The sequence below is a fragment of the Pseudomonas sp. QC2 genome (genome assembly GCF_002859085.1).
Lineage (GTDB): Bacteria > Pseudomonadota > Gammaproteobacteria > Pseudomonadales > Pseudomonadaceae > Aquipseudomonas > Aquipseudomonas petroselini.
In genome coordinates this window covers 530,619-548,686 of the sequence record NZ_PKKS01000023.1, presented here as the reverse complement: position 1 = coordinate 548,686, position 18,068 = coordinate 530,619, and the positions used below count along the sequence as shown (strand labels likewise).

The window sequence follows — 18,068 nt, the reverse complement described above, 5'->3', positions numbered from 1 at the left end:
TCAGCGTCTCTTCAGGTAACCGCTGGTGGTGCTGCGGCGTTGTGGGGGGGCGGCGGGTCGCGGCTGGGCCACAGGTGCTGCAGGTTGTGCTGCAGGTGCCGGTGCAGGTTGCGACTGACGCGCCGCAACCGGTGCTGGTGTTTCGTCAGAATCGACGCGCTCGCCTTGTACGGGCTTGACGCCCAACACATCGTCGAACAAACCGGACTGAGCCAGCGCTTGGCGTACCCGCTCCCAGTCGTGTTCTTGGTAGCGATTGATGCCCAGGTAATGCGCCATCGCCAGGCAGTACACCATCAGGTCGAGCGCTTCGTTGCGCTCGGCCTTGCCCTTGACCCACTCGATACGCTTGTAGCCTTTGACGTACCGGGCGACCTTGCGCTCGGCCACGCACTGGGCGAAGAACTCGTCCGGCAAGTCGTTGGCAAAGTGCAGCGAACCGGGTCCGTCCTCGAAGGCGTAGCGGTTGTAGATCCAGTCCTTCGCGGTGTCGGTACCGACAAACCACAGCTCGGCGCCACCGCGTTCGGTTTGGCCCTTCCAAGTCACGTCGACCATGGACGGCCGCTGAGCAATCACCGGTCTACCGGGCTTGCTCGCGCCTTTGATCGCGAAGATGTTTCGCCAGCGCCGCACACGGCAGAACTGATACACCTCGTCGGTGTGGTGACCGCCGGAGTCAACGCCCGTCGCCAGGATCGCCAGCGCGACACCGCAGGGATGCCGGTAGCGAACCTTGAGTTTTTCATCCAACACCGCCCAAGTGCGCTCATCGGCAGGGTCGCCCCAGATCACCTGGTGGTCGACCACCCAACGTTCCATGCCCACGCCGAAGCCCATCACCATCAATTCCAGGCGGTTGGCCTGGACGTCGACGGCGCCGGTCAGCATCAGCACGCCCACCGGCATACTGCCAAGGGTGTAGGTCTCCAGCCGTGCCCGAGCGATCAGCACTTCAGCCTTGGTCTGCTCTTGCGCGCTGTCCCAGACCTTGGCGAGACGGGTGTTGTAGAACACCTGCATCAGCCCCATGTCGCCCTTGGCCTGGGCCTTCTTGGCGTCTTCGAACTCCTCCGCAAGCGAGGCCCAGTCCTTCCAGCCAATCGGCGAGTAGAGCGCGTTCAGGTGGAAACCCACCGTTTTGCCATCGCCGCGACCATGGGCACGCCACTCACCACGGGCGAGCATGTCGGTCTTGTGATGCTCCTCGATCAGGACGTCACATTCAGGCGCGGCGCACTGGTAGTGAACCGTGCGGTAGTCCTTGCTGTAGAGCAGCCGCTCCCACTCCAGGACCTGCATATGCCCGCATGAAGGGCACGGCACGTAGTAGTAACGCTGGTCGCTGGACTCGAACAGGTCCGCGATCCGCGAGGCGCCTTTGATCGTCGGCGAGCTGGAAAAGTAGATCTTGGCATTGCGCCCGAAGTTGGTCGCCCGCGTTTCTGCCAGCACGATGGGATCACCCTCCTGGCCGACGTCATTCTCCCACCGGTCGACCTCATCGCCGTAGATGTAGCGTGCCGACAATTCGGATAGGTTGGCTGCCGAGCCCGCCGTGGTGACGTACAAGGCGCCGCCCTCGAACTCCTTGGTGTCCATGGTGTTGCGGGCGTCCCGTGAGCGACTGGCCGCTACTCGCTTCGACAGTTCTGGGGTCGCCTTGATCGTCTTGCTGATCCGCCCGGACACCCGCTTGGACAGGCTCAGACTGGGCAACAGCGCCAGGATGTTGGACGGTGCCATGTGGATAAGTCCGCCCATCCAATTCAAGGCGATCTGGGTTTTCATCAGCTGCGAGGCCACCATGGTGATGACTCGCCGGCAAGGGTGAGCCGGTGACAGGCAGCGCATGGGTTCGCGAGCGTACGGCGTCCGATCCGTGCGGTACTGGCCGGGCTCAGGGGCGCCGGTATCTCGCGGGATGCGCATGTACTCGTCGGCCCATTCGTCGATCCAGAGGTCAGGGTCAGGACGTAGTCCACGGAAATACGCCTCACGGTACGCACGGTCACCGTCAGGAAATTCCGTGGTCATAGGTCAGCTCGTTGTCATTGCTCGTTCAAGGTCGGTCGAGGACATGCGCTCAGCCTCTTCCAGTGATTTACGAAGTGTCGCCGCCAGGTGTTTCTCGATGTCCCAGGGATCGGTCATGGCTGCAACTTTGTGGGACAGCTGGGGCAACAGGCCGAACAGCTGGTCGCGCAGATGGCGCCCCGCGTTGTACGCCCCCATCTCGACAGCATCCCTAGCTACCAGTGAGCCCTGCGCCTTGTGCAGCTCGATCTCGGCCAGCTGCGCCAGGTTGTGTTCGCGCATGGCGCGAGCCTTCTGGAAGTCGTGGCCCTTGGCGCCGACAGTCATAGGCTGCGGCGGCGCAGCCGTGTTAGTCGGCTCGACCAGGGGGGACAGTTGGCTGTAAACGTCACGCTGGATCCGGTCCTGCTGGTGTCGAGCAGCGACGGCGGCCTTGCTGGGGTCGGCGGTTTCGACGATCAGCGCTTCAGTTGCCAGCACGTCGACCATCTTGCCGTCCGGCGACAGGACCAGGCGATTGTTGCCTTTGAGCCAAGTGATGTAACTGGGCGTCCTGCCGATGCGAGCCGCGAAAGCGCTTTTTGACAGAAAGAGTGGATCCGTCATAAGCCCTCCTTTTCAACGGCTTTTCAATGGAAACCTTTCAATTTCAATGGATTGAATTTCAGTAAGCTGGCAGCCCACCCGCTAACGCTTTCCCGCGGGTTTCATGCCCCGTGTCCCTCGAATACACCCAGGGTCCCCGGCGAATTTTCGGCGCTTCATTTTGGTGCGAAACGCTACAGGCCACGTATTACATGGCCTCCAGCGGATCACGCCTGACCACTGCCCGAGGGCGGCACATCGCATACGCCCAGGCGCTTGGCAGCCCAGCGTTCGTACAGGCCGATGGCTACATCGGCGCCGGCCATCGCAGTGAGGCAGCCGATGCTCCCCGCCGCCAGGACCGACATGCCCGAAGCGTGCAGCAACATCATGGTCGAAAGCCCGCAGACGACGCAGGCCCCGGATCGAAGCAGCAAGCGGCGAACCAATGACCAGCCGCTCACCCCCGCCTTGTCGGCCCGCCATGCTTCGCCGGAAATGCCGCCGATCAAGGACAGTAAGATCACCATCCAGATCGGCATCTCAATTAGTGCCTGCTGCTCGTTCGTCATCGCCCTACCCCATAAACGCAAAAACCCGGCGCAATGGCCGGGTTCAGTGTGGTGGTGTGTCCCGCTGCTCGCGGTCGCACCTATCGAAGATGACTACTTTTTACAGGTGGATTCCGGTGGCAGCAACCCTGTTTTAATGCCACCCGGCGAATGTCTGGTCTACGTCTAGGCAATGTCGGTGAATATCTTTATTTCGGCTTCCAGCGCCTCCGGCGCTGTCCTACCTGCCCCACTATTCAAAAGAGAGGTAGGACAGCTAGAGCCCGCTGAATTCGGGGCCTTGCCCTACTGCCCTACCTCTTTTAACTTTTTCTCGTGTAAAGAGAGAAAACTAAAAAAACGCATGCGCGCCAGCGGCGCGTGATGCGACGCGCTACGCTCATGTGTGCGTCGTGCGATATTAGGTAGGGAGGTAGGACAGGCCACGGAATGCGCGGCCTCCAGCAGTCCTACCTTGCAAATTTGAGGTAGGGCAAGGCCGGACAGTAAGACAGTTGTAGGCGCAAGTGTGCGAAAGGTCACGCAGCCTTCCCCATCAGCATGCCGGCAATGTGCAGGTGCGCTTCATGCAGGCGCTGATAGTAGGTATCGCGACTACACCCACAGTGGGTGTACTTCTGCGACAGGAAGCTTTCGTGGTTGCAGTAGTGTTCACGCACGACGACCGACAGCTGCGGCGGCAAGTGCTTGTTGACGATGAGCTCGATGTCGGCCGATTCATCTAACAGTACCCGACTGCCACGCGTGCCGCGTATCAACTCCCCTTTGCACTCCATCAGCATGGCAATCATGTTGCCGCCACTAGGCCCACCGGAGCCTTCCGGCACTGGCGAATGCAAATCCTGCGCCCAGAGCTTGAGCATTTCATCGATTCGCTTAATCAAAGCAAGGCTCCTCATCCCGTGCGGGCTCAACCTGCAGCGCTGATGCATTGCCCCAATGATCTGGCTTCTTGTAGGCGTATGGACGAATGCCACTTTTCGGCAACGGCGCCAGTCGCACCTTTCGCCATCCGAGTCGATGCATGATCGCACCGACACGCATCTGCTCAGGCTTTCCCCAGTGGCCGTAATCGAGTTTCAACGCACCAGCCAAAATATCCTCGCCGCTCGCCGTTGCGCCGATCTGAGATTCTTCCAACCACTTGACGACCGGACCTTCCCACTCGTCCACCACAAAGCGCGATTCCTGTGCCTCGGCGAATAGTGTCGACTCATCCCGATTGACCCACCAAATGTCACCGGACTGATAACAGAACATCGCTTCGGCCCAGAGCTGGTCGCGGACTTCGCGCAACTGTTCCAAATCGACCTTGGTACACGCGACAGGCCAGTAACGCCGGTTACCCGTGGCGTCTTTGAGATATTCGTCTTGGTTCGTCGTACCCACAAATACACACTGGCGTGGCACGTCCATCGTTCTTCGGCCATAGCTCTCGCGATAGGTGTCAGTCGACGCAGAGAAGAACTGCTTCGCCTTGGTCGACTCAGCTTTGTTGAAACTGTCCAGCTCCCCCAGCTCAATGATCCACTTACCACGGATCGCCTGGAAGCCATCCTTATCGCCCAGGGCGAAAGGTGTATCCATAAACCAGGCACCGCCAAGCACAGACATTGCTGTTGATTTACCGGCACCCTGTGCCCCTTCGAGGATCATCACAGAGTCAGCCTTACAACCTGGCTGCATCACGCGCCCGACCGCTGACACCATCCAGCGCTTACCAACTTTCGAACTGTAGTCAGTTGCTTCAACGCCCATGATGTCAGTCAACCAGGTAGCCAGCCGTGGAACACGGTCCCATTCCAGACCATGGAGGTAATTGCGTACAGGATGGAAAGCATGATCATGAGCAACCACACTGACCGCTTCGATCACGCTGCTGGCCTTGACCCGAAGGTTGTACTGTTGTGCGAGCCACTTCATTACAAGCATGTCGTCGATATCTGCCCAGTCGCCGACACCGCCACCGTATGGGGCGGCGCGTAACTTCACGATTTTTGAGCTGAAGGCGCTGAAGCCGATCACTCCAGCCCAACGCTCATCGTTGCCGAGGATTAATTCGACGTTCTGCATGTGCGCTATCAGGGAGCCGTTTTCAGTTCGGGCCAATTGATCTTTCCAACCACCAGCTGCAGGAGGCTTGACCACCGCCAACACCTGGCGGCGGACAGCCTCCAATCCCTCGGCAACATGCAGGTCGTTGAAGTCAGTCCACTTGATCTCGCGCTCGCCGGAGAACACAGGGCCGACTACCTGACCACCAACGACCAGCGCGGCGTTGTTTGCTTTCTCTTCGCCTGGGTTCCAAGGGTCACCGTTGGGACGCTTAGTTTTCCAGTCGTCGTCCCGGCAGATGATCAGCGGACAGCCAGGAAAGCGCTCGCGCATCGCTTTGGAGACCGGAAGCAGGTTGCCCGCGTCGAAGGCGATGGCGACAGGGAGCGAAGTCGCCATGTGCAGGCTTGCGCCCGTGGCGTAGCCCTCACATACCAGCACCGGCTCGCCAGGCTCAGGGTGCGGGCCGATTAAATGGAAGGCGCCCTCTTTAGACATACCAGGCGGCCAGTACTGCTTATCTCGGCCAGTGTCTTCTTGCTTGACTGGGAAGATCACCTGCAGGCCGACAGTTTGGTCGCGCACATTGCACATGGGGACTAGAAGTGCGCCGGTACGTGGCGCATAGCGAACCCTGAAGCCTACGATCTGCTTTCGATCCAGATAGGCGCTTTTACCCTTTTCGGGCATGCGCTTGAACAGGCTGGCAGCACGGTTGGCCGCTCGGCGTGATGCGTTGGCCGCGATCTCGGCGGCCTTGCGCTTGGCATCTTCTTGGCGAGCGCGCATGACTTCGCGCTCTTCAGGGCTCATACGCCCGGCCTTGACCTTGATCTTTTGGGTGTCGCCGGAGCGCCAGTCACCGAAGCTGCCAAAGATCAGCATCTCGTTTTTTTCAGTCCGGTGTTCATGGACCACGTACCAGCCGTTTTTTTCCTTGCCCTTATCCTGGGTAGTTTTGCAGCGAGTGAGCTTGCCGAAAACCAACGGCTGATCAGGCTCAAGGCCATAATCCGCGAACTGATTGATTACCTCATCGAGCATAACGAGAAGCCCTCAGATCGTCTGCGGATTGGCAATCAACACAGTGGGTACAACCGGGTTGTGCCAGCCGACGAGCTTCTGGGATTGGCTCATCGCATTCATCACAGAACATCAGCGAATGTAGGGTCGTGGTGGAAAGCTGGGCTGCGCGAACAGCCAAAGCCTGATCAAGTCGTTCCTGCACCAGGTCATTTGCAAAATCAGCAATATCAGCCACGTTCCACCCCACGAGTCGTCTGGTTGACGTAACGAGCACGGTTGTACATACCCAACAAACCCTGGATGCCGCGAAACACCAACTGGCGGATCTCGGCCAACTCACCGTCGTCGACCTTGCCGTCGCCAATATGCTTGGCCCAAGTTTCGGACAGATCCGCTACCTGCCGGAAGAACTGCGCAATCCCGGTGGTAAGGGTTTCAGGCATGTCATTGGTGTACGACTCGGCCAGCTCCTGCCAGATCGTGTCGCCAACAAGGCCGTGCACAGCATCGAGAATCCGACGGTCCTTGGTCAGTTCGAGGATCTCGCCAAATTCTTGGATATTGACCGTGTGCGAGGGGTGCGTAGGAGACAACTTGTGTTGCAGCGTTGTGGCATTGCGCCCGGTGGTGGCGGCGATTGCAGCGGCGCCACCCGGATAATCCCGTGCGGCGTGGTAAAGCGCTAATTCGAGCGTCAGGACTTCCCTTTGCGCTCGATCAACACAGCTTAAAGCTACTCGGCTCATGGCATTAATCCTACTAAGTTGCCAGTGCCCCGCGACATGCAGTGGTGTTACATTTGCCGCGTGGCTTGAAAGGGCCCAAACGCCGGCTAGATCTAGGGATCGAAACCGGCACCGTGCCGAGGCGAACAATCCGTTGCTCACCTCTGGCGCAACAGCTGCCCAATCTGTGGTGGAAAAGGCAGCAACCCAAGACATCCGTGTCTTGGCAGCGCGATAAAGGGAGGTGGTTTGCATGTGGTGTGCCCTCCTACCTTTGTCGCGACCCGACAGCACTGTGGTGGTGTGTGCCGGGAGAAATTAGGCGGCCCTTGGGTCGCCTTTTTTCTAACTAAGCCGCCGCTTTCTGAGGTGCCGAGGCGCTCAGCAACCAAACGGCGTCGAAGGGATTACCCTTCTGCCCGGCAGCAACCGCCAGAAGCGATGCGTAGCGGGTTTCACCTGTGTAATCAGTCCGAGGCAAGCAAGCGGCAAGTCGCCACTTATTTAGGGCCTGATAGCTCCTGTCACAAACTTTAGCGGCGGCACCGATGCCGCCTACGGCCTCAAAAGCGAAAGCGATGGCATTCGGAAAATCTGCGGGGTCCAACATGGCAACCTCCTTTTATCAACTCGCAGTTGATATTAAACATCAACTGACTATTGCGCAAGCTTCGTGTCACTCTCAACTCATGGTTGATAAAAACGATTTGCGCGCCGCATTTTCCGCGCGCCTACATGAAGCACTCGACGATTCCGGCGTTCGCACCCGTGGACGCGGTGTGGACATCCACAAGCAACTCAAGACGATGGGCGTCGAGAAGACGACTCAGGCGATCAGTAAGTGGCTGAACGGCGAATCCATGGCAGAAGCCGATAGCATAATGGCGCTGAGTTCGTGGCTGAAGGTACGCCGCGAGTGGCTTGAGTACGGTGTGTTGCCGAAGGAGCTGGAGGGTAGTACTGCACAGACGCCTACCGGTGGTGATAGCAACGTCGACCCGATACTCGAACGCTTCGGCAAAGTCCCATTGATTTCCTGGGTGCAGGCTGGTGCATGGTGTGAGGCCATTGCAAATTTCGAGCCCTACCATGCAGATACATGGCTGTCTTGCCCTGTGGCGATCAGCAGCAGCGGTTATGCGCTGGAGGTTCGTGGCGATTCGATGACCAATCCAGGACCAGGTAGAAGCTACCCGGCGGGCTGTATCATTTTTGTCGATCCGGAGGCAGACACTAATGCCGGCGATAGAGTGATTGCTCGCGTTCCGCGCACTAATGAAGCTACTTTTAAGGTTTTGGTAGAGGATGCTGGACGAATATTTTTAAGGCCGATCAATCCGCAGTATCCAATCATTGATATTACGGAAGAGACACACATATGTGGAAAGGTAGTCGGATCATTCATCCCTGAATAACTCGAAAATTTACTCGAGCGTGATAAACACATTTCTAAACTGAGAACGACTACGCGCTCTGTCAAAATTATGAATTTGCTCATCGCTGATTTTTTCGTAATCAGCATAAGCAGCCTCATCGTACATCGAAAGTAGATGTTCCCTGCCTTTAAAAATCTCTGTCGTCCGCAAATGCTTCAGCAAAGAGTATTGCTCAACATAGCGTTTAAGCCCATCGCCAGAGCTAGTAACACAATTAAAAAATAACAACTTCAATTCATCGTCAGAGAGCTGCGCCCGCAGAATATTGCAATACTGCCGGCGTTGAAAATACTCAACCCGACTACGGCGACGGCGCGACCTATCAGAAGACTCGCTATCGAAGTAAACCTTATAGCCGTCAATAAGTTTAAATATTTGGTAAAAATTTCGATAATACTGCGATAAGAGCACCCTGTTCTCGCCTACAATACCATGTTCGGCTGCTTCCTTGAACCACTCGACCTCTAGTGACTCAAGGTGCGATTTGACTTGTTTGTATTGAGGTTCTGGCTTAAGGAGCTCATCGAACTCATGTGAACTACAAGCACTTGAAAACCGATCCATGACATCAGCAACAACTATTGCAAACCCCGTCGCACCATATTTATCAACTCTTGACCTTATCCTTTCGGCAATTTGAGAGTGAACATCTATCAATCTAAAAAAAACAGACTCGAAATTCTGTCTTTCAAATACAGCTGTTTGCTTATCCTGAATTCTATTTGCAATACGGTTCTCCTCTCTAGCCTCCTTAAGCTCGCGCCCTTGCGTACGGACAGTATAAAGCACGCCCAGCAGCGCCATGAAACTCAGCATTGGATTTAAAACACCCCCAAAAAAATCCCCAAACTGACCCAAACTTGAGAGTTGACTAACAAAATTAAAACCAAAGAAAGGCAGATCCACACCGAAAGAAACCTTCATCAGAATAAAACTTCCGACACAAGCTATCAATATGATACTTGCCAACATCAACACAGTTCCAAAAACTGACTCAGTTACGGATTGATAAATCCACCTCATCAGTCGTTGTGAATAAGAACCATATTTTGCTTTTTTATAGGCCCTAGATATCTTATCTGCACTCATCACTCATTCCATTATTATGATCGCTTGGCACATGCTATCCATTTGCCACTAAACATTCCACCTAGCCTCCGCAGCACGTCGCTCTGAAAATCAACCAGATATTGACATTACGCAACCATTGGTTGATATTTTACTCACTCTTCCACCACAGAGCGAGGAAACACCATGCACACCACAGCATCTCTCCACGTCCATCCAGCCGTAGCTGACTTGAACCGCGTCTTCGAAGTGCGGCAGTTGGCCCGCGATCTCGGCTGCGCTTTCTTCACCAGCAAACCCAAACCCAAAGCCCGGAATACCTTCACTTCATTCGATCCTAACGATGGAGGACGCGCAGCATGAGCCGGTTGAAACTCAGCAATCAGTCCAAACAACTGTTGGCGGCACAAGTCCGTTTGACGGGCACGTTCCACCACGACCTCAAAACTGCAGCAGGGACGAACGTCCAGGCCACCGCGGAGTTCGACCAATGCACTTCGGCGATCCACCTGTCAGTCGCCATTAGCGGCACTCGCAACAGCATTACGCTGGATCGCAAGCACCGCAACAACGGCCGTAGAGCTGCTCGTTTTATCGAAGCGAGCGCGAATGGTGGGGTCGAATCACTTACGCTGGATGGCGCGGACGAACATGAGCTGGTAACAGATACAGAGATCATGCTTCGCCATGCAGTCCGGACCGGGAAAGGTAGCTATTACCCCCGTATCGCCGGGTTCGAAGATCTACGACTCATCGTCGCGTCAACGCAACGTGGCGCGATAGTCGCAACCCTCGAAACTGACGACGCAAGCGCTCAGATTCTACTGCCACGCGCCCCTCACGAAGCCTATGCCGTCCTGGTAGAGCATCTTGAGCGCTTCGTCGCTGGCCACCGCCTGGCAATGGCCGCCTAGGAGGACGACATGGAACGCAACCTCGAACAAGCTGCCAAGTACTTCGGACTTACACGCCCCAAATTGATCGCCCTGATGCGCGAGAAAGGCCTGCTCAATGACAGCCGCCTTCCAGCCTTCCCCATTCGTGATCGCGAGTACCTGCGGATCAAGAACGGCAATTGGTACCACGAGACCGCGGGCATGCAATACAGCCAGTCGACCAAGGTCAGGCAAGCGGGCATGCGCTGGCTTGTCGATCAATTGGGACTCGAAATGCCAGCCATCCCGGAAGACAACCGTGACGTGGCCTAGGGAATACGCCCGCCAGATCGTCGCCATGCGCACACGCGAGGAGCGCAACGCCGCGCTCCTCGAAGTGCCGGAGCATCTGCGGGAGCTGACTAAACGCCATTGCGTGAATGCCTGGAATCATCTTCAACGGAGGAAACCCAATGACTGCACACGCTGACCAGCAGCTACTGCGGCTGCTGCCCGCACCAGATCCGGCGACAGTCGAACTGCTGTACCGGACCTTCGGTGACGTTCTGATTCCTGTGGAAAAGTTGCGCGAACGGTACTTCCGGAACCTCAACGAAGGATCTTTTGCCGACGCAATTACCACAGGCCGAATTCAACTGCCCGTGACAACGCTGGTCAACAGCCGCAAGGCGCCGAAGTACGCTCACATCAAGCATGTGGCCTCGCTAATCGACATTCGCGCCTACAAGGCGGATGAAAATATGCCGCGACCAGAAGCCGTCGAAGACGAGGTGTGACATGTCACTGCTCGATCAATGCCGACACTGCGATACGCCGTTATCTGCCGAAGAAAAGACCAGCCGACTGTGTGATGAATGCAGTTACTTTGCCGCCGATTATCAGCGCTATGACGCCCTGCGAGAGGAAGGTTACATGCCCTATCAGGCCAAGCTGATGTGTGGCCTGGCAGATCCACCAGACCCAGACGACGAATAACACACCAATTGGCTGCCACCACCAGCCAACACACCACCAGGAGCACACCACATGACCGCAATTCAAATCTGCGCATTGATCAGCATCATTTTCGCAGCCGCGATCCTTTATTGGGTCGGCTATCGGGGAGGCCTGATTGATGGACGCATCGAAGGCATCGACGAAGGCAAGGCTATTCAGCAATCAGATAGCTCGGGCGCCATCCGTAACCAGGAGCTATTGGCTGAGCAAGCCCAGACTCACCACAAACAACTGTTTGCCCACTACAAGCGGGCATTGGATGCATCGAAGCTGGGGGAGCCGGCCCGCCAGACGCTGCTGGACATTGCCGACAAACTGCGGATTGCGGCGGAAACCTTCAGTGCGTTTCGCACCGGAAAAAAGCTCGAGCGCGACTCACTTACCCTCCGCGACCAAGCGCTCGCCATGGCAGCTTTGCTGGACCCAGCAGCACCAGAAATGGCCGCGACTGAAGTGAATAATTCGACCACTGAGGCCCAGACTCGCCGACTAGTGATCGGAGAAAGCCCGAAGATAAAAATGTGTCCGAAAGAGGCCGAAAAAGCGGCTCTTTATTTTCGATCAACTCACCAAGATGCCGTCGCCCAACAAAACAAAGCTTGTGGCGGTGACGTATGAACCAGGCCATTCCGATGCTGCGCCTAACGCCCCAGGCCGCCGGCACACTGCAACAGCAACATGCAAAAGCCACCAAGGATCTTCGCGCCCTGACCCGCTACACCGAAGAGTTCGACCGCCAATTGAAAGCACTGATCGGCTACGAAGCTCTGCGCCAATTGCACAAGGCGACCGACAACGCCTTGCTGCTGGCCGACCTGGTGAGGGAAGCAGCATGAACTGGATCCTCACATCCACTGGCAAGCACTTCGATCTGTTCGAACCCCAGGCCGACATGATCGACCCGCGTGACATCTCACACGCGCTGGCCCACCTGTGCCGCTTCAACGGCCACACCCACGAGTTCTACAGCGTGGCCCAACACAGCTGCATCGTCGCCGAGCTGGTGCCGGAAGAACACAAGCTCGCGGCTTTGCTTCACGATGCCACCAAGGCATACCTGGGTGACATCACCCGCCCACTCAAGCAGTGGATGCCAGACTACCGGGGCTTCGAGGACGTGATCTGGATGCGCGTTTGCGAGCGCTTCGATCTTGCCAGGGATCTTCCTGCCAGCGTGCACCTAGCCGACCTGATTGCGCTGGCGACCGAACGCCGCGACCTCATGCCAACCGATCCGGCTATCTGGGATTGCTTAGTCGGCATCGAACCCACGGTTGAAATCATCCGCCCATGGCCTGCCGCAGAAGCCCGAATCACCTATCACCAGCGCCTGATGGACCAACTCGCTATCGAACATCGGAGGAAAGCGGCATGAAGAACCACCAGGACAACGCCAATACCCTGCCCGCTTTGCTCCGCCCTACAGGGGGCGTCGACACGCTAGAAACAAACAGTCTCTGCTGCGCAGCAGCAGGCATTATTGCCTCTTCCAGCGCCACTACCGAGGCACTTATACCCCAAGAAAAGCTGCGCGGGGCAGCGCTCGTTGATGCAACGCTAAACGCTCAGATACGCCCGCTCGCGCAGCCTGCCGTGGGGTATACGCTCTCTCACCTGATTACCGGGAGTCCCCTATGACCAGACATGTTGGAGTTGACTATTGGTACCTGCGCTACATGGCCTCAAGTATCAGGACGGCTGAAACGGCGGTTGAACTGTTAAGCGCTGAGCGTTTTTTCGTCGGATATCTAGCCGCGAGTGTTGATTTTAAAGCCATAAAAAGCGCGGAACGTGACCGTCTTTTCGTACTTTTGAACAACGCCCGAAAGCTGCGAACGAAAGAACTGGATGCCTTCCAAAAGAAACAAAAACCACCTCGCGTACCTGGACCGTGGACGAAGGTGAGTTCATGAGCGAAATAACCATAGTTCTCTATGCCCCTCCAGATGCATTTCTAGACGCAATTCGAGACAAGGACTACTTCGTCACAACGTCATATGGGAATTCAATCGAGCAGCGTGATGCCGCACATCGTCGTGAAATTGCGCTAAGAGATGAGCTTGATCTTCTCAAAGTTAGACATTCCAAAGCGTTAGCCCGAGAAGAGGCACTAGAAAAAGAGATTGATGCGGTACGCATTCAGGGGCTCTGTAACCAAAGCCCAAGTCTAAACACCAAACAGGACGCCACTCAATGAGTCTTCCTAGATGGGTAATGATCAGCCGCGCCTCTGAACTGACGGGCTACAGCGAAGACGCCATCCGCCACAAAGTGAAAAACGGCACCTGGGCCCAAGGCCGCATCTGGCGCAAGACGCCCGATGGCCGCATCGCTATCAACATGACGGAGTATGACAAGTGGGCCGAGAGCGCACCTCAGGAAGCGGCCTAGAAACCGAGCTGGCAAAGCACAAGGGGATAGAGATACACGGCGGCAATCTGCGCGTCGTGTTCATGTGGCGTCGTATACGCTGCCGCGAGTCCCTAGGCCTTCCGATCACCAAAGCCAACATCAAACATGCCGCCCTATTAAGGGCGGCAATTCTTCATGAGATCAAAACCGGCCACTTTGACTATGGCCGACACTTTCCCGACTCGAAGCACGCGACCAACTACAGCAGTGCCAAGGACGAAAAGCTTGGGGCTCTGCTGACCCGGTACAAACCGCTAAAGGCTGTCGACATCACGCCGATGACCGAGGAGAAATATGGCTATGCATTGGACATCTGCACTTCCTTGGTCGGAATTGATCGCCTAGCCGGTGTTTTGCTGCCCGAAGATATCCAATTATTGAGGACCCTGCTGATTGCAGATCGAGCGCCGTCAACCGTTAATCATTACCTGGCGACATTCGCCGGTTTCTTGGCCTGGTGCGAGACCAATGGATATTGCCGCAAGGGATTATCAGAAGCGTGCAATCGGTTCGCAATGCAAAACCAAGAGCCGGATCCGCTTACTCGTCAGGAGTTCCAGTTGCTGGTTGATAAAGGATGCCTTCACCCCCAGGACGCAGCTGCGATTACCTTGGCCGTATATACCGGGCTTCGACCAGGTGAATTGTGTGGGCTGGCTGTCGAAGACATTGACCTTGACGCGGGGCAGATCACCATCACCCGCGCCATAACCGCCAACGGAACGTTCAAAGTTCCCAAAACAGGAAAGCCTCGCTCAGTGTTATTAATGCCGCCAGCGGTCGAAGCCTGCCGGGTATTAATGGCACTAGTTGGTGATCACCCTGCACGATCCATTGAGGTGTTTCAGAACAGGCACGAGAGCCGAAAAGAGACGGTCACCCCAGTACTATCGCCTTCTACTCAGGCGCGCAAGAAGATCATAAATCCCTGGTACGTACCCACCGCTTGGAATACCAAGTGGGCAGCGATCCAAAATCGTTCAGGCATCCGTCCGCGCCGACCATATCAAACTCGTCACACCTATGCATGTTGGTGCCTAACTGCTCGTGGCAATCTTGCGTTCATTGCAAAACAGATGGGACACAAGGACTTCACTATGCTTGTCGAGGTCTACGCCAAATGGATGGACGACGAATCACCTTCCGAATTGAAAAACATTTGGCAGAATATTAACAACCAAAAAACCAACCAGCACTCGAAGTAACGGGTGCTGTTTTATTAGCAATCTAAAGCACCTCATCATCCAGCATTTGGGACACCTTTCGAGAGCAGCGCCTATGCCTGACCTTAAGAACTTTACGACGCTGAACAAGGTGTGACAGATGTGCTTTTTGGATATTTACGACCGTAATAGATGAAACCATTTCCGCTTCAACTATTTTCTGACGAACGTTCTGAATCATTGATTCCAATTTGTCAATCTGTGACTGAATAGTCAATCCAATCTGTTGATAATAACCAACATCAAAACGCGCTGCCAGGGGAGCAACTACACTCCCCTTCTCGGACGCCTCATCCAGAAACGACTCCTCTTCTACTGCTTCCCTGTCGCAATTCTCCTTCTCGTTAACGAAGGTATCTCTTACCTCATCCACAGCGGCGAGAGAAGTATTTTGTTGGAGATAATCGTTAGCAAACTGCAAGAAACTGTGAGTTGAATAGATATAAAAATCGTTCCCAGTTACTGACAAGAACTCCTCCATCAGCTCAGGTAACGGCCCAATGGTCTTGCCAGCGCAAACCGACCACCAGTCCTCCTTATTCTCCCCTGTAACAAGAATCACTGACTTACCAGAGTCTTTCGACTTATCTAGAATTTGCCTCCAAAAAATAAAATCTCCGTAACGCTTGTTCACCTCCTTTAAAAGCAACGAACCTTTATGCTTATCTCTATCCTCAAACCCAGGTGGTATTTTCTGAGAATACCGAAGTTCACCTTCAGCAGACAAAGCAACTAATACTTCTTCAGGATACGCCGGCCCAACCTTCCCATCGAGCAAATCAGCCAGGTGAGCCTTGACATCATCATTTGTGATCCTCGACACATGTAAGTCACGTCGACTTTTCAGATCAGCAAGCACGCGTTCCGTTGACAGACAAAACTCTTCATAAATATCTTTTGCCACGAAAGGGGCACGATTAGGAATATCGATTTCGGACTTCAACCCCTCCAACTTTGTAATTGCAGAATCATACAGCTTTGACTGATCGTGAACTATTTTTGCGCGATTATCTAAGTATTCAAAGATAACTTGATAGGGAATCCAAAGCCGCTCACCCAGCGACTCAATCACTCTATATAACGCGTCCCGCGTCTCATCAGAGTATTTATATAATCCAGTAAGAACATTCGTATCGAAAACAAAGATGCACTCTCCCCATAGCTTCTCTAGCTTTTGGGCGTCGCTAGCAAAGTGACTTGGAAACAAAGACTTCATGAAATGCTCCATCAATTTCATTCGGAATGTGGAACAGGAGATAACAAAGTGCCACCAGACGCGCCATACCTATGCGTGCTGGTGTCTCACTGCGCACGGCAACCTTGCATTCATTGCTAAGCAGATGGGACATAAAGACTTCACCATGCTGGTGGAAGTTTATGCCAAATGGATGGATGACGAATCACCCACCAAGCTTGCAAACATCTGGAATAGCATAAACAAAACAAAAGAACCAGCCAACACTAGATGACTTTTCTCAGCCTAGCCTCGCTCGCTGATTTAACAGCGGATTTTACGTCACCACGACTTTCATCAAGAAGACTATCAAGAGCCAAAGAATGAACGTCATAAATCTGGAAAGGCAGAAGCATCATCCGATAACAACCAAGAACAAAAAAGCCGGACGACATAACAAGAGGAATGCTCTTACCATAGAAAACATTCATCTTAATTGCCAGCATCGAAAGCAAACTAAAGCCAAGACAAATCAAAAAAGAAAACAACGTATTCATTTGAGACATGAGCATATACTTAACTTTCAAACCATAAAGATAAGTTTGCTCATAAGTCATTTTACCTACGTACTGACTACGCCCAGAAAAAAGCATAGCAGTGATCACGAAACCAATAATCACACCACTGAACGTGATCACAGCGTTTAAAAGATTATCATCAACTTTATCCATACAAAAAAAGCCAAGCACACACCCCAAAGTCAATATAACCATATTGAAGACCAGGTATGCTACGTTGCTAGCGGAGGCGCGCGCAACGTCCCCAAGCTCATCATTTACTAGCTTTGCGTTCTTTAGTTCTTCGGGAATTAGGTATAAATATTTCATTGTCGGCTAGCGCTCCAGATTCGTCCAAAATCCTTTTTCCGTTATCTCCGGGCGTACATAGCTCCTCAAGATAGACGAGCATTTTCCTGATCAGTTCCGCTCTATCAGGATTCTTACCACCAACGTCAGCGACTTCAATCGTCTTCTTAATCTTAAATTTCGCTGCACCACGAATGGAGGAACCGTCAGCCAGATGAATAATAACACCGTCGATCTCTTCTTGCTCCCTCGCTTCGTCGTATGCCGCGATAACCTTCTCGGTTGGGAGTGTATCCTTAGATTTCCACTCAACCGTCATCATTCCAGTGCTGGGCATATATCTTTTTACACCCGAAAGCATACCCAGTAATTCACTATCGGTATTAGGAACCGATTCACTGAGCCCCAAGGTGAAGCCCTTGGCTCCTCCCCCACGAGCAATCTCCCCACGCAAACCTGAAGACACTGCATCTGTAAAATAAAAATTATAACCGCGCCCCAAACTGAACTGACGAACCAATTTGTTCAAATAACGCTCAATGTACATAATACCGCCAGCACCGCGAGTACTCTCAACAACTGCTGCCTGACCGTAAACTAAAATATAAGATATATAGATAAGCTCACGAGCCTCATCTCCCTCCGCGCCTGCTCGCTCATCTATTACAGCGTTAGCCTGGTGTGGATCAGGCGTCAGAGTTGGAGGAATTGCTCCGGGCTCGTAAGACCAAACCTCAAATACACAAGTATCGTCGTCCAATTCCTCAAAATTATTGAAAAAATAGCATTGCTGAGGAACTTGGGTACCGTCAGCGAGACGTACCATCTGCTCCCAGATGCGCGATCCGACAGTTGGGCAACGATCACGCAGCTCACGCATCAAATCAGCAAGCACAATCTTGGGCCCAGATTTGACTTGAGAAAAATGTATCGGTTTGAGCTGCAGCGTACGGCTAATCGGCTTTCTTGCCATTTCAATTCCTTGATGATGCTTAGC

Annotated in this window: 24 protein-coding genes and 1 pseudogene; 13 read left to right on the top strand and 12 right to left on the bottom strand. The window is 54.2% G+C overall.

Going from position 1 to position 18,068, the window contains the following annotated elements; all coding sequences use genetic code 11:
- The 8 genes from QCBJ_RS23285 to QCBJ_RS23250 all read right to left on the bottom strand — a co-directional run bounded on the left by QCBJ_RS23285 (position 1) and on the right by QCBJ_RS23250 (position 7,610).
- Entirely contained in the window at positions 1-2,037 is a 2,037-nt protein-coding gene (locus QCBJ_RS23285; RefSeq protein WP_102061692.1) for a phage terminase large subunit family protein, read from the bottom strand.
- Positions 2,038-2,040: 3 nt separating this feature from the next.
- A complete protein-coding gene (locus QCBJ_RS23280) occupies positions 2,041-2,643 on the bottom strand; it encodes a terminase small subunit (RefSeq protein ID WP_102061691.1) in 603 nt (200 codons plus the stop codon).
- A gap of 206 nt (positions 2,644-2,849) precedes the next feature.
- Positions 2,850-3,194: a phage holin family protein gene (locus tag QCBJ_RS23275; RefSeq protein WP_003172128.1), complete on the bottom strand. Its 345-nt coding sequence runs from the start codon at positions 3,192-3,194 to the stop codon at positions 2,850-2,852.
- Positions 3,195-3,712: 518 nt separating this feature from the next.
- On the bottom strand, positions 3,713-4,078 hold the full coding sequence (locus QCBJ_RS23270) for a hypothetical protein (protein WP_069672305.1): 366 nt from the start codon (positions 4,076-4,078) through the stop codon (positions 3,713-3,715).
- On the bottom strand, positions 4,071-6,293 hold the full coding sequence (locus QCBJ_RS23265; RefSeq protein ID WP_102061690.1) for a VapE domain-containing protein: 2,223 nt from the start codon (positions 6,291-6,293) through the stop codon (positions 4,071-4,073). Before QCBJ_RS23265 ends, QCBJ_RS23270 begins: the two co-directional genes overlap by 8 nt.
- On the bottom strand, positions 6,283-6,510 hold the full coding sequence (locus QCBJ_RS23260; RefSeq protein ID WP_102061689.1) for a TraR/DksA family transcriptional regulator: 228 nt from the start codon (positions 6,508-6,510) through the stop codon (positions 6,283-6,285). Before QCBJ_RS23260 ends, QCBJ_RS23265 begins: the two co-directional genes overlap by 11 nt.
- Positions 6,503-7,021: a phage regulatory CII family protein gene (locus QCBJ_RS23255; protein WP_177410678.1), complete on the bottom strand. Its 519-nt coding sequence runs from the start codon at positions 7,019-7,021 to the stop codon at positions 6,503-6,505. Before QCBJ_RS23255 ends, QCBJ_RS23260 begins: the two co-directional genes overlap by 8 nt.
- 328 nt (positions 7,022-7,349) lie before the next feature.
- Positions 7,350-7,610: a hypothetical protein gene (locus tag QCBJ_RS23250; RefSeq protein ID WP_102061688.1), complete on the bottom strand. Its 261-nt coding sequence runs from the start codon at positions 7,608-7,610 to the stop codon at positions 7,350-7,352.
- Positions 7,611-7,689: 79 nt separating this feature from the next.
- Between QCBJ_RS23250 and QCBJ_RS23245 the strand changes: the two genes are divergently transcribed.
- On the top strand, positions 7,690-8,415 hold the full coding sequence (locus tag QCBJ_RS23245) for a LexA family transcriptional regulator (protein WP_102061828.1): 726 nt from the start codon (positions 7,690-7,692) through the stop codon (positions 8,413-8,415).
- Positions 8,416-8,424: 9 nt separating this feature from the next.
- On the opposite strand, the gene QCBJ_RS23240 is transcribed toward QCBJ_RS23245, so the two are convergent.
- Positions 8,425-9,525, bottom strand: a complete 1,101-nt coding sequence (locus tag QCBJ_RS23240; RefSeq protein ID WP_102061687.1) for a putative phage abortive infection protein — start codon at positions 9,523-9,525, stop codon at positions 8,425-8,427.
- Positions 9,526-9,863: 338 nt separating this feature from the next.
- Between QCBJ_RS23240 and QCBJ_RS23235 the strand changes: the two genes are divergently transcribed.
- The 11 genes and pseudogenes from QCBJ_RS23235 to QCBJ_RS23180 all read left to right on the top strand — a co-directional run bounded on the left by QCBJ_RS23235 (position 9,864) and on the right by QCBJ_RS23180 (position 15,013).
- A complete protein-coding gene (locus QCBJ_RS23235; protein WP_102061686.1) occupies positions 9,864-10,418 on the top strand; it encodes a hypothetical protein in 555 nt (184 codons plus the stop codon).
- Positions 10,419-10,427: 9 nt separating this feature from the next.
- The gene (locus QCBJ_RS23230; RefSeq protein WP_102061685.1) at positions 10,428-10,712 is read left to right on the top strand and encodes a phage antirepressor KilAC domain-containing protein; all 285 of its coding nucleotides are present in this window, start codon (positions 10,428-10,430) and stop codon (positions 10,710-10,712) included.
- A 140-nt stretch (positions 10,713-10,852) separates the two neighbouring features.
- A complete protein-coding gene (locus tag QCBJ_RS23225) occupies positions 10,853-11,176 on the top strand; it encodes a pyocin activator PrtN family protein (protein WP_102061684.1) in 324 nt (107 codons plus the stop codon).
- A 1-nt stretch (position 11,177) separates the two neighbouring features.
- Positions 11,178-11,375 carry a hypothetical protein gene (locus QCBJ_RS23220; RefSeq protein ID WP_102061683.1) on the top strand — a complete coding sequence of 66 codons (198 nt, stop codon included), beginning with the start codon at positions 11,178-11,180 and terminating at the stop codon, positions 11,373-11,375.
- A gap of 51 nt (positions 11,376-11,426) precedes the next feature.
- Positions 11,427-11,843 (top strand): annotated as a pseudogene (locus QCBJ_RS23215) (hypothetical protein); the annotation flags it as partial.
- A 167-nt stretch (positions 11,844-12,010) separates the two neighbouring features.
- Positions 12,011-12,232 (top strand): hypothetical protein, encoded by a 222-nt coding sequence (locus QCBJ_RS23210; RefSeq protein ID WP_102061682.1) that lies wholly within the window; start codon positions 12,011-12,013, stop codon positions 12,230-12,232.
- Complete coding sequence (locus QCBJ_RS23205; RefSeq protein ID WP_102061681.1) at positions 12,229-12,771, top strand: phosphohydrolase; 543 nt, start codon at positions 12,229-12,231, stop codon at positions 12,769-12,771. Before QCBJ_RS23210 ends, QCBJ_RS23205 begins: the two co-directional genes overlap by 4 nt.
- A gap of 259 nt (positions 12,772-13,030) precedes the next feature.
- The gene (locus QCBJ_RS23195; protein WP_102061679.1) at positions 13,031-13,309 is read left to right on the top strand and encodes a hypothetical protein; all 279 of its coding nucleotides are present in this window, start codon (positions 13,031-13,033) and stop codon (positions 13,307-13,309) included.
- The gene (locus QCBJ_RS23190; RefSeq protein ID WP_102061678.1) at positions 13,306-13,593 is read left to right on the top strand and encodes a hypothetical protein; all 288 of its coding nucleotides are present in this window, start codon (positions 13,306-13,308) and stop codon (positions 13,591-13,593) included. Before QCBJ_RS23195 ends, QCBJ_RS23190 begins: the two co-directional genes overlap by 4 nt.
- On the top strand, positions 13,590-13,787 hold the full coding sequence (locus QCBJ_RS23185) for a hypothetical protein (RefSeq protein ID WP_042944248.1): 198 nt from the start codon (positions 13,590-13,592) through the stop codon (positions 13,785-13,787). The genes QCBJ_RS23190 and QCBJ_RS23185 overlap by 4 nt, the downstream gene beginning before the upstream one ends.
- Entirely contained in the window at positions 13,754-15,013 is a 1,260-nt protein-coding gene (locus QCBJ_RS23180) for a site-specific integrase (protein ID WP_102061677.1), read from the top strand. Before QCBJ_RS23185 ends, QCBJ_RS23180 begins: the two co-directional genes overlap by 34 nt.
- 22 nt (positions 15,014-15,035) lie before the next feature.
- Here QCBJ_RS23180 and QCBJ_RS23175 read toward each other — a convergent pair whose 3' ends face one another.
- Positions 15,036-16,247, bottom strand: a complete 1,212-nt coding sequence (locus QCBJ_RS23175; RefSeq protein ID WP_102061676.1) for a PIN-like domain-containing protein — start codon at positions 16,245-16,247, stop codon at positions 15,036-15,038.
- On the opposite strand from QCBJ_RS23175, the gene QCBJ_RS23170 reads away from it, so the two are divergent.
- Positions 16,246-16,500 carry a tyrosine-type recombinase/integrase gene (locus QCBJ_RS23170; protein ID WP_218273960.1) on the top strand — a complete coding sequence of 85 codons (255 nt, stop codon included), beginning with the start codon at positions 16,246-16,248 and terminating at the stop codon, positions 16,498-16,500. The genes QCBJ_RS23175 and QCBJ_RS23170 overlap by 2 nt on opposite strands.
- Here QCBJ_RS23170 and QCBJ_RS23165 read toward each other — a convergent pair.
- Both QCBJ_RS23165 and QCBJ_RS23160 read right to left on the bottom strand, forming a co-directional pair.
- Positions 16,493-17,092 (bottom strand): hypothetical protein, encoded by a 600-nt coding sequence (locus tag QCBJ_RS23165; RefSeq protein WP_145994242.1) that lies wholly within the window; start codon positions 17,090-17,092, stop codon positions 16,493-16,495. The genes QCBJ_RS23170 and QCBJ_RS23165 overlap by 8 nt on opposite strands.
- Positions 17,037-18,044 (bottom strand): hypothetical protein, encoded by a 1,008-nt coding sequence (locus QCBJ_RS23160; RefSeq protein WP_102061674.1) that lies wholly within the window; start codon positions 18,042-18,044, stop codon positions 17,037-17,039. The genes QCBJ_RS23165 and QCBJ_RS23160 overlap by 56 nt, the downstream gene beginning before the upstream one ends.
- Between the last annotated feature and the right edge of the window lie 24 nt (positions 18,045-18,068).

Bases quoted from the DNA above. Each gene is read 5' to 3' on its own strand.
- QCBJ_RS23210 (WP_102061682.1), top strand. From the start codon at position 12,011: ATGAACCAGGCCATTCCGATGCTGCGCCTAACGCCCCAGGCCGCCGGC.
- QCBJ_RS23175 (WP_102061676.1), bottom strand. From the start codon at position 16,247: ATGAAGTCTTTGTTTCCAAGTCACTTTGCTAGCGACGCCCAAAAGCTA.
- QCBJ_RS23170 (WP_218273960.1), top strand. From the start codon at position 16,246: ATGAAATGCTCCATCAATTTCATTCGGAATGTGGAACAGGAGATAACA.
- QCBJ_RS23165 (WP_145994242.1), bottom strand. From the start codon at position 17,092: ATGAAATATTTATACCTAATTCCCGAAGAACTAAAGAACGCAAAGCTA.
- QCBJ_RS23225 (WP_102061684.1), top strand. From the start codon at position 10,853: ATGACTGCACACGCTGACCAGCAGCTACTGCGGCTGCTGCCCGCACCA.
- QCBJ_RS23185 (WP_042944248.1), top strand. From the start codon at position 13,590: ATGAGTCTTCCTAGATGGGTAATGATCAGCCGCGCCTCTGAACTGACG.
- QCBJ_RS23275 (WP_003172128.1), bottom strand. From the start codon at position 3,194: ATGACGAACGAGCAGCAGGCACTAATTGAGATGCCGATCTGGATGGTG.
- QCBJ_RS23265 (WP_102061690.1), bottom strand. From the start codon at position 6,293: ATGCTCGATGAGGTAATCAATCAGTTCGCGGATTATGGCCTTGAGCCT.
- QCBJ_RS23195 (WP_102061679.1), top strand. From the start codon at position 13,031: ATGACCAGACATGTTGGAGTTGACTATTGGTACCTGCGCTACATGGCC.
- QCBJ_RS23190 (WP_102061678.1), top strand. From the start codon at position 13,306: ATGAGCGAAATAACCATAGTTCTCTATGCCCCTCCAGATGCATTTCTA.
- QCBJ_RS23285 (WP_102061692.1), bottom strand. From the start codon at position 2,037: ATGACCACGGAATTTCCTGACGGTGACCGTGCGTACCGTGAGGCGTAT.
- QCBJ_RS23250 (WP_102061688.1), bottom strand. From the start codon at position 7,610: ATGTTGGACCCCGCAGATTTTCCGAATGCCATCGCTTTCGCTTTTGAG.
- QCBJ_RS23230 (WP_102061685.1), top strand. From the start codon at position 10,428: ATGGAACGCAACCTCGAACAAGCTGCCAAGTACTTCGGACTTACACGC.
- QCBJ_RS23235 (WP_102061686.1), top strand. From the start codon at position 9,864: ATGAGCCGGTTGAAACTCAGCAATCAGTCCAAACAACTGTTGGCGGCA.
- QCBJ_RS23205 (WP_102061681.1), top strand. From the start codon at position 12,229: ATGAACTGGATCCTCACATCCACTGGCAAGCACTTCGATCTGTTCGAA.
- QCBJ_RS23280 (WP_102061691.1), bottom strand. From the start codon at position 2,643: ATGACGGATCCACTCTTTCTGTCAAAAAGCGCTTTCGCGGCTCGCATC.
- QCBJ_RS23220 (WP_102061683.1), top strand. From the start codon at position 11,178: ATGTCACTGCTCGATCAATGCCGACACTGCGATACGCCGTTATCTGCC.
- QCBJ_RS23160 (WP_102061674.1), bottom strand. From the start codon at position 18,044: ATGGCAAGAAAGCCGATTAGCCGTACGCTGCAGCTCAAACCGATACAT.
- QCBJ_RS23255 (WP_177410678.1), bottom strand. From the start codon at position 7,021: ATGAGCCGAGTAGCTTTAAGCTGTGTTGATCGAGCGCAAAGGGAAGTC.
- QCBJ_RS23240 (WP_102061687.1), bottom strand. From the start codon at position 9,525: ATGAGTGCAGATAAGATATCTAGGGCCTATAAAAAAGCAAAATATGGT.
- QCBJ_RS23245 (WP_102061828.1), top strand. From the start codon at position 7,690: ATGGTTGATAAAAACGATTTGCGCGCCGCATTTTCCGCGCGCCTACAT.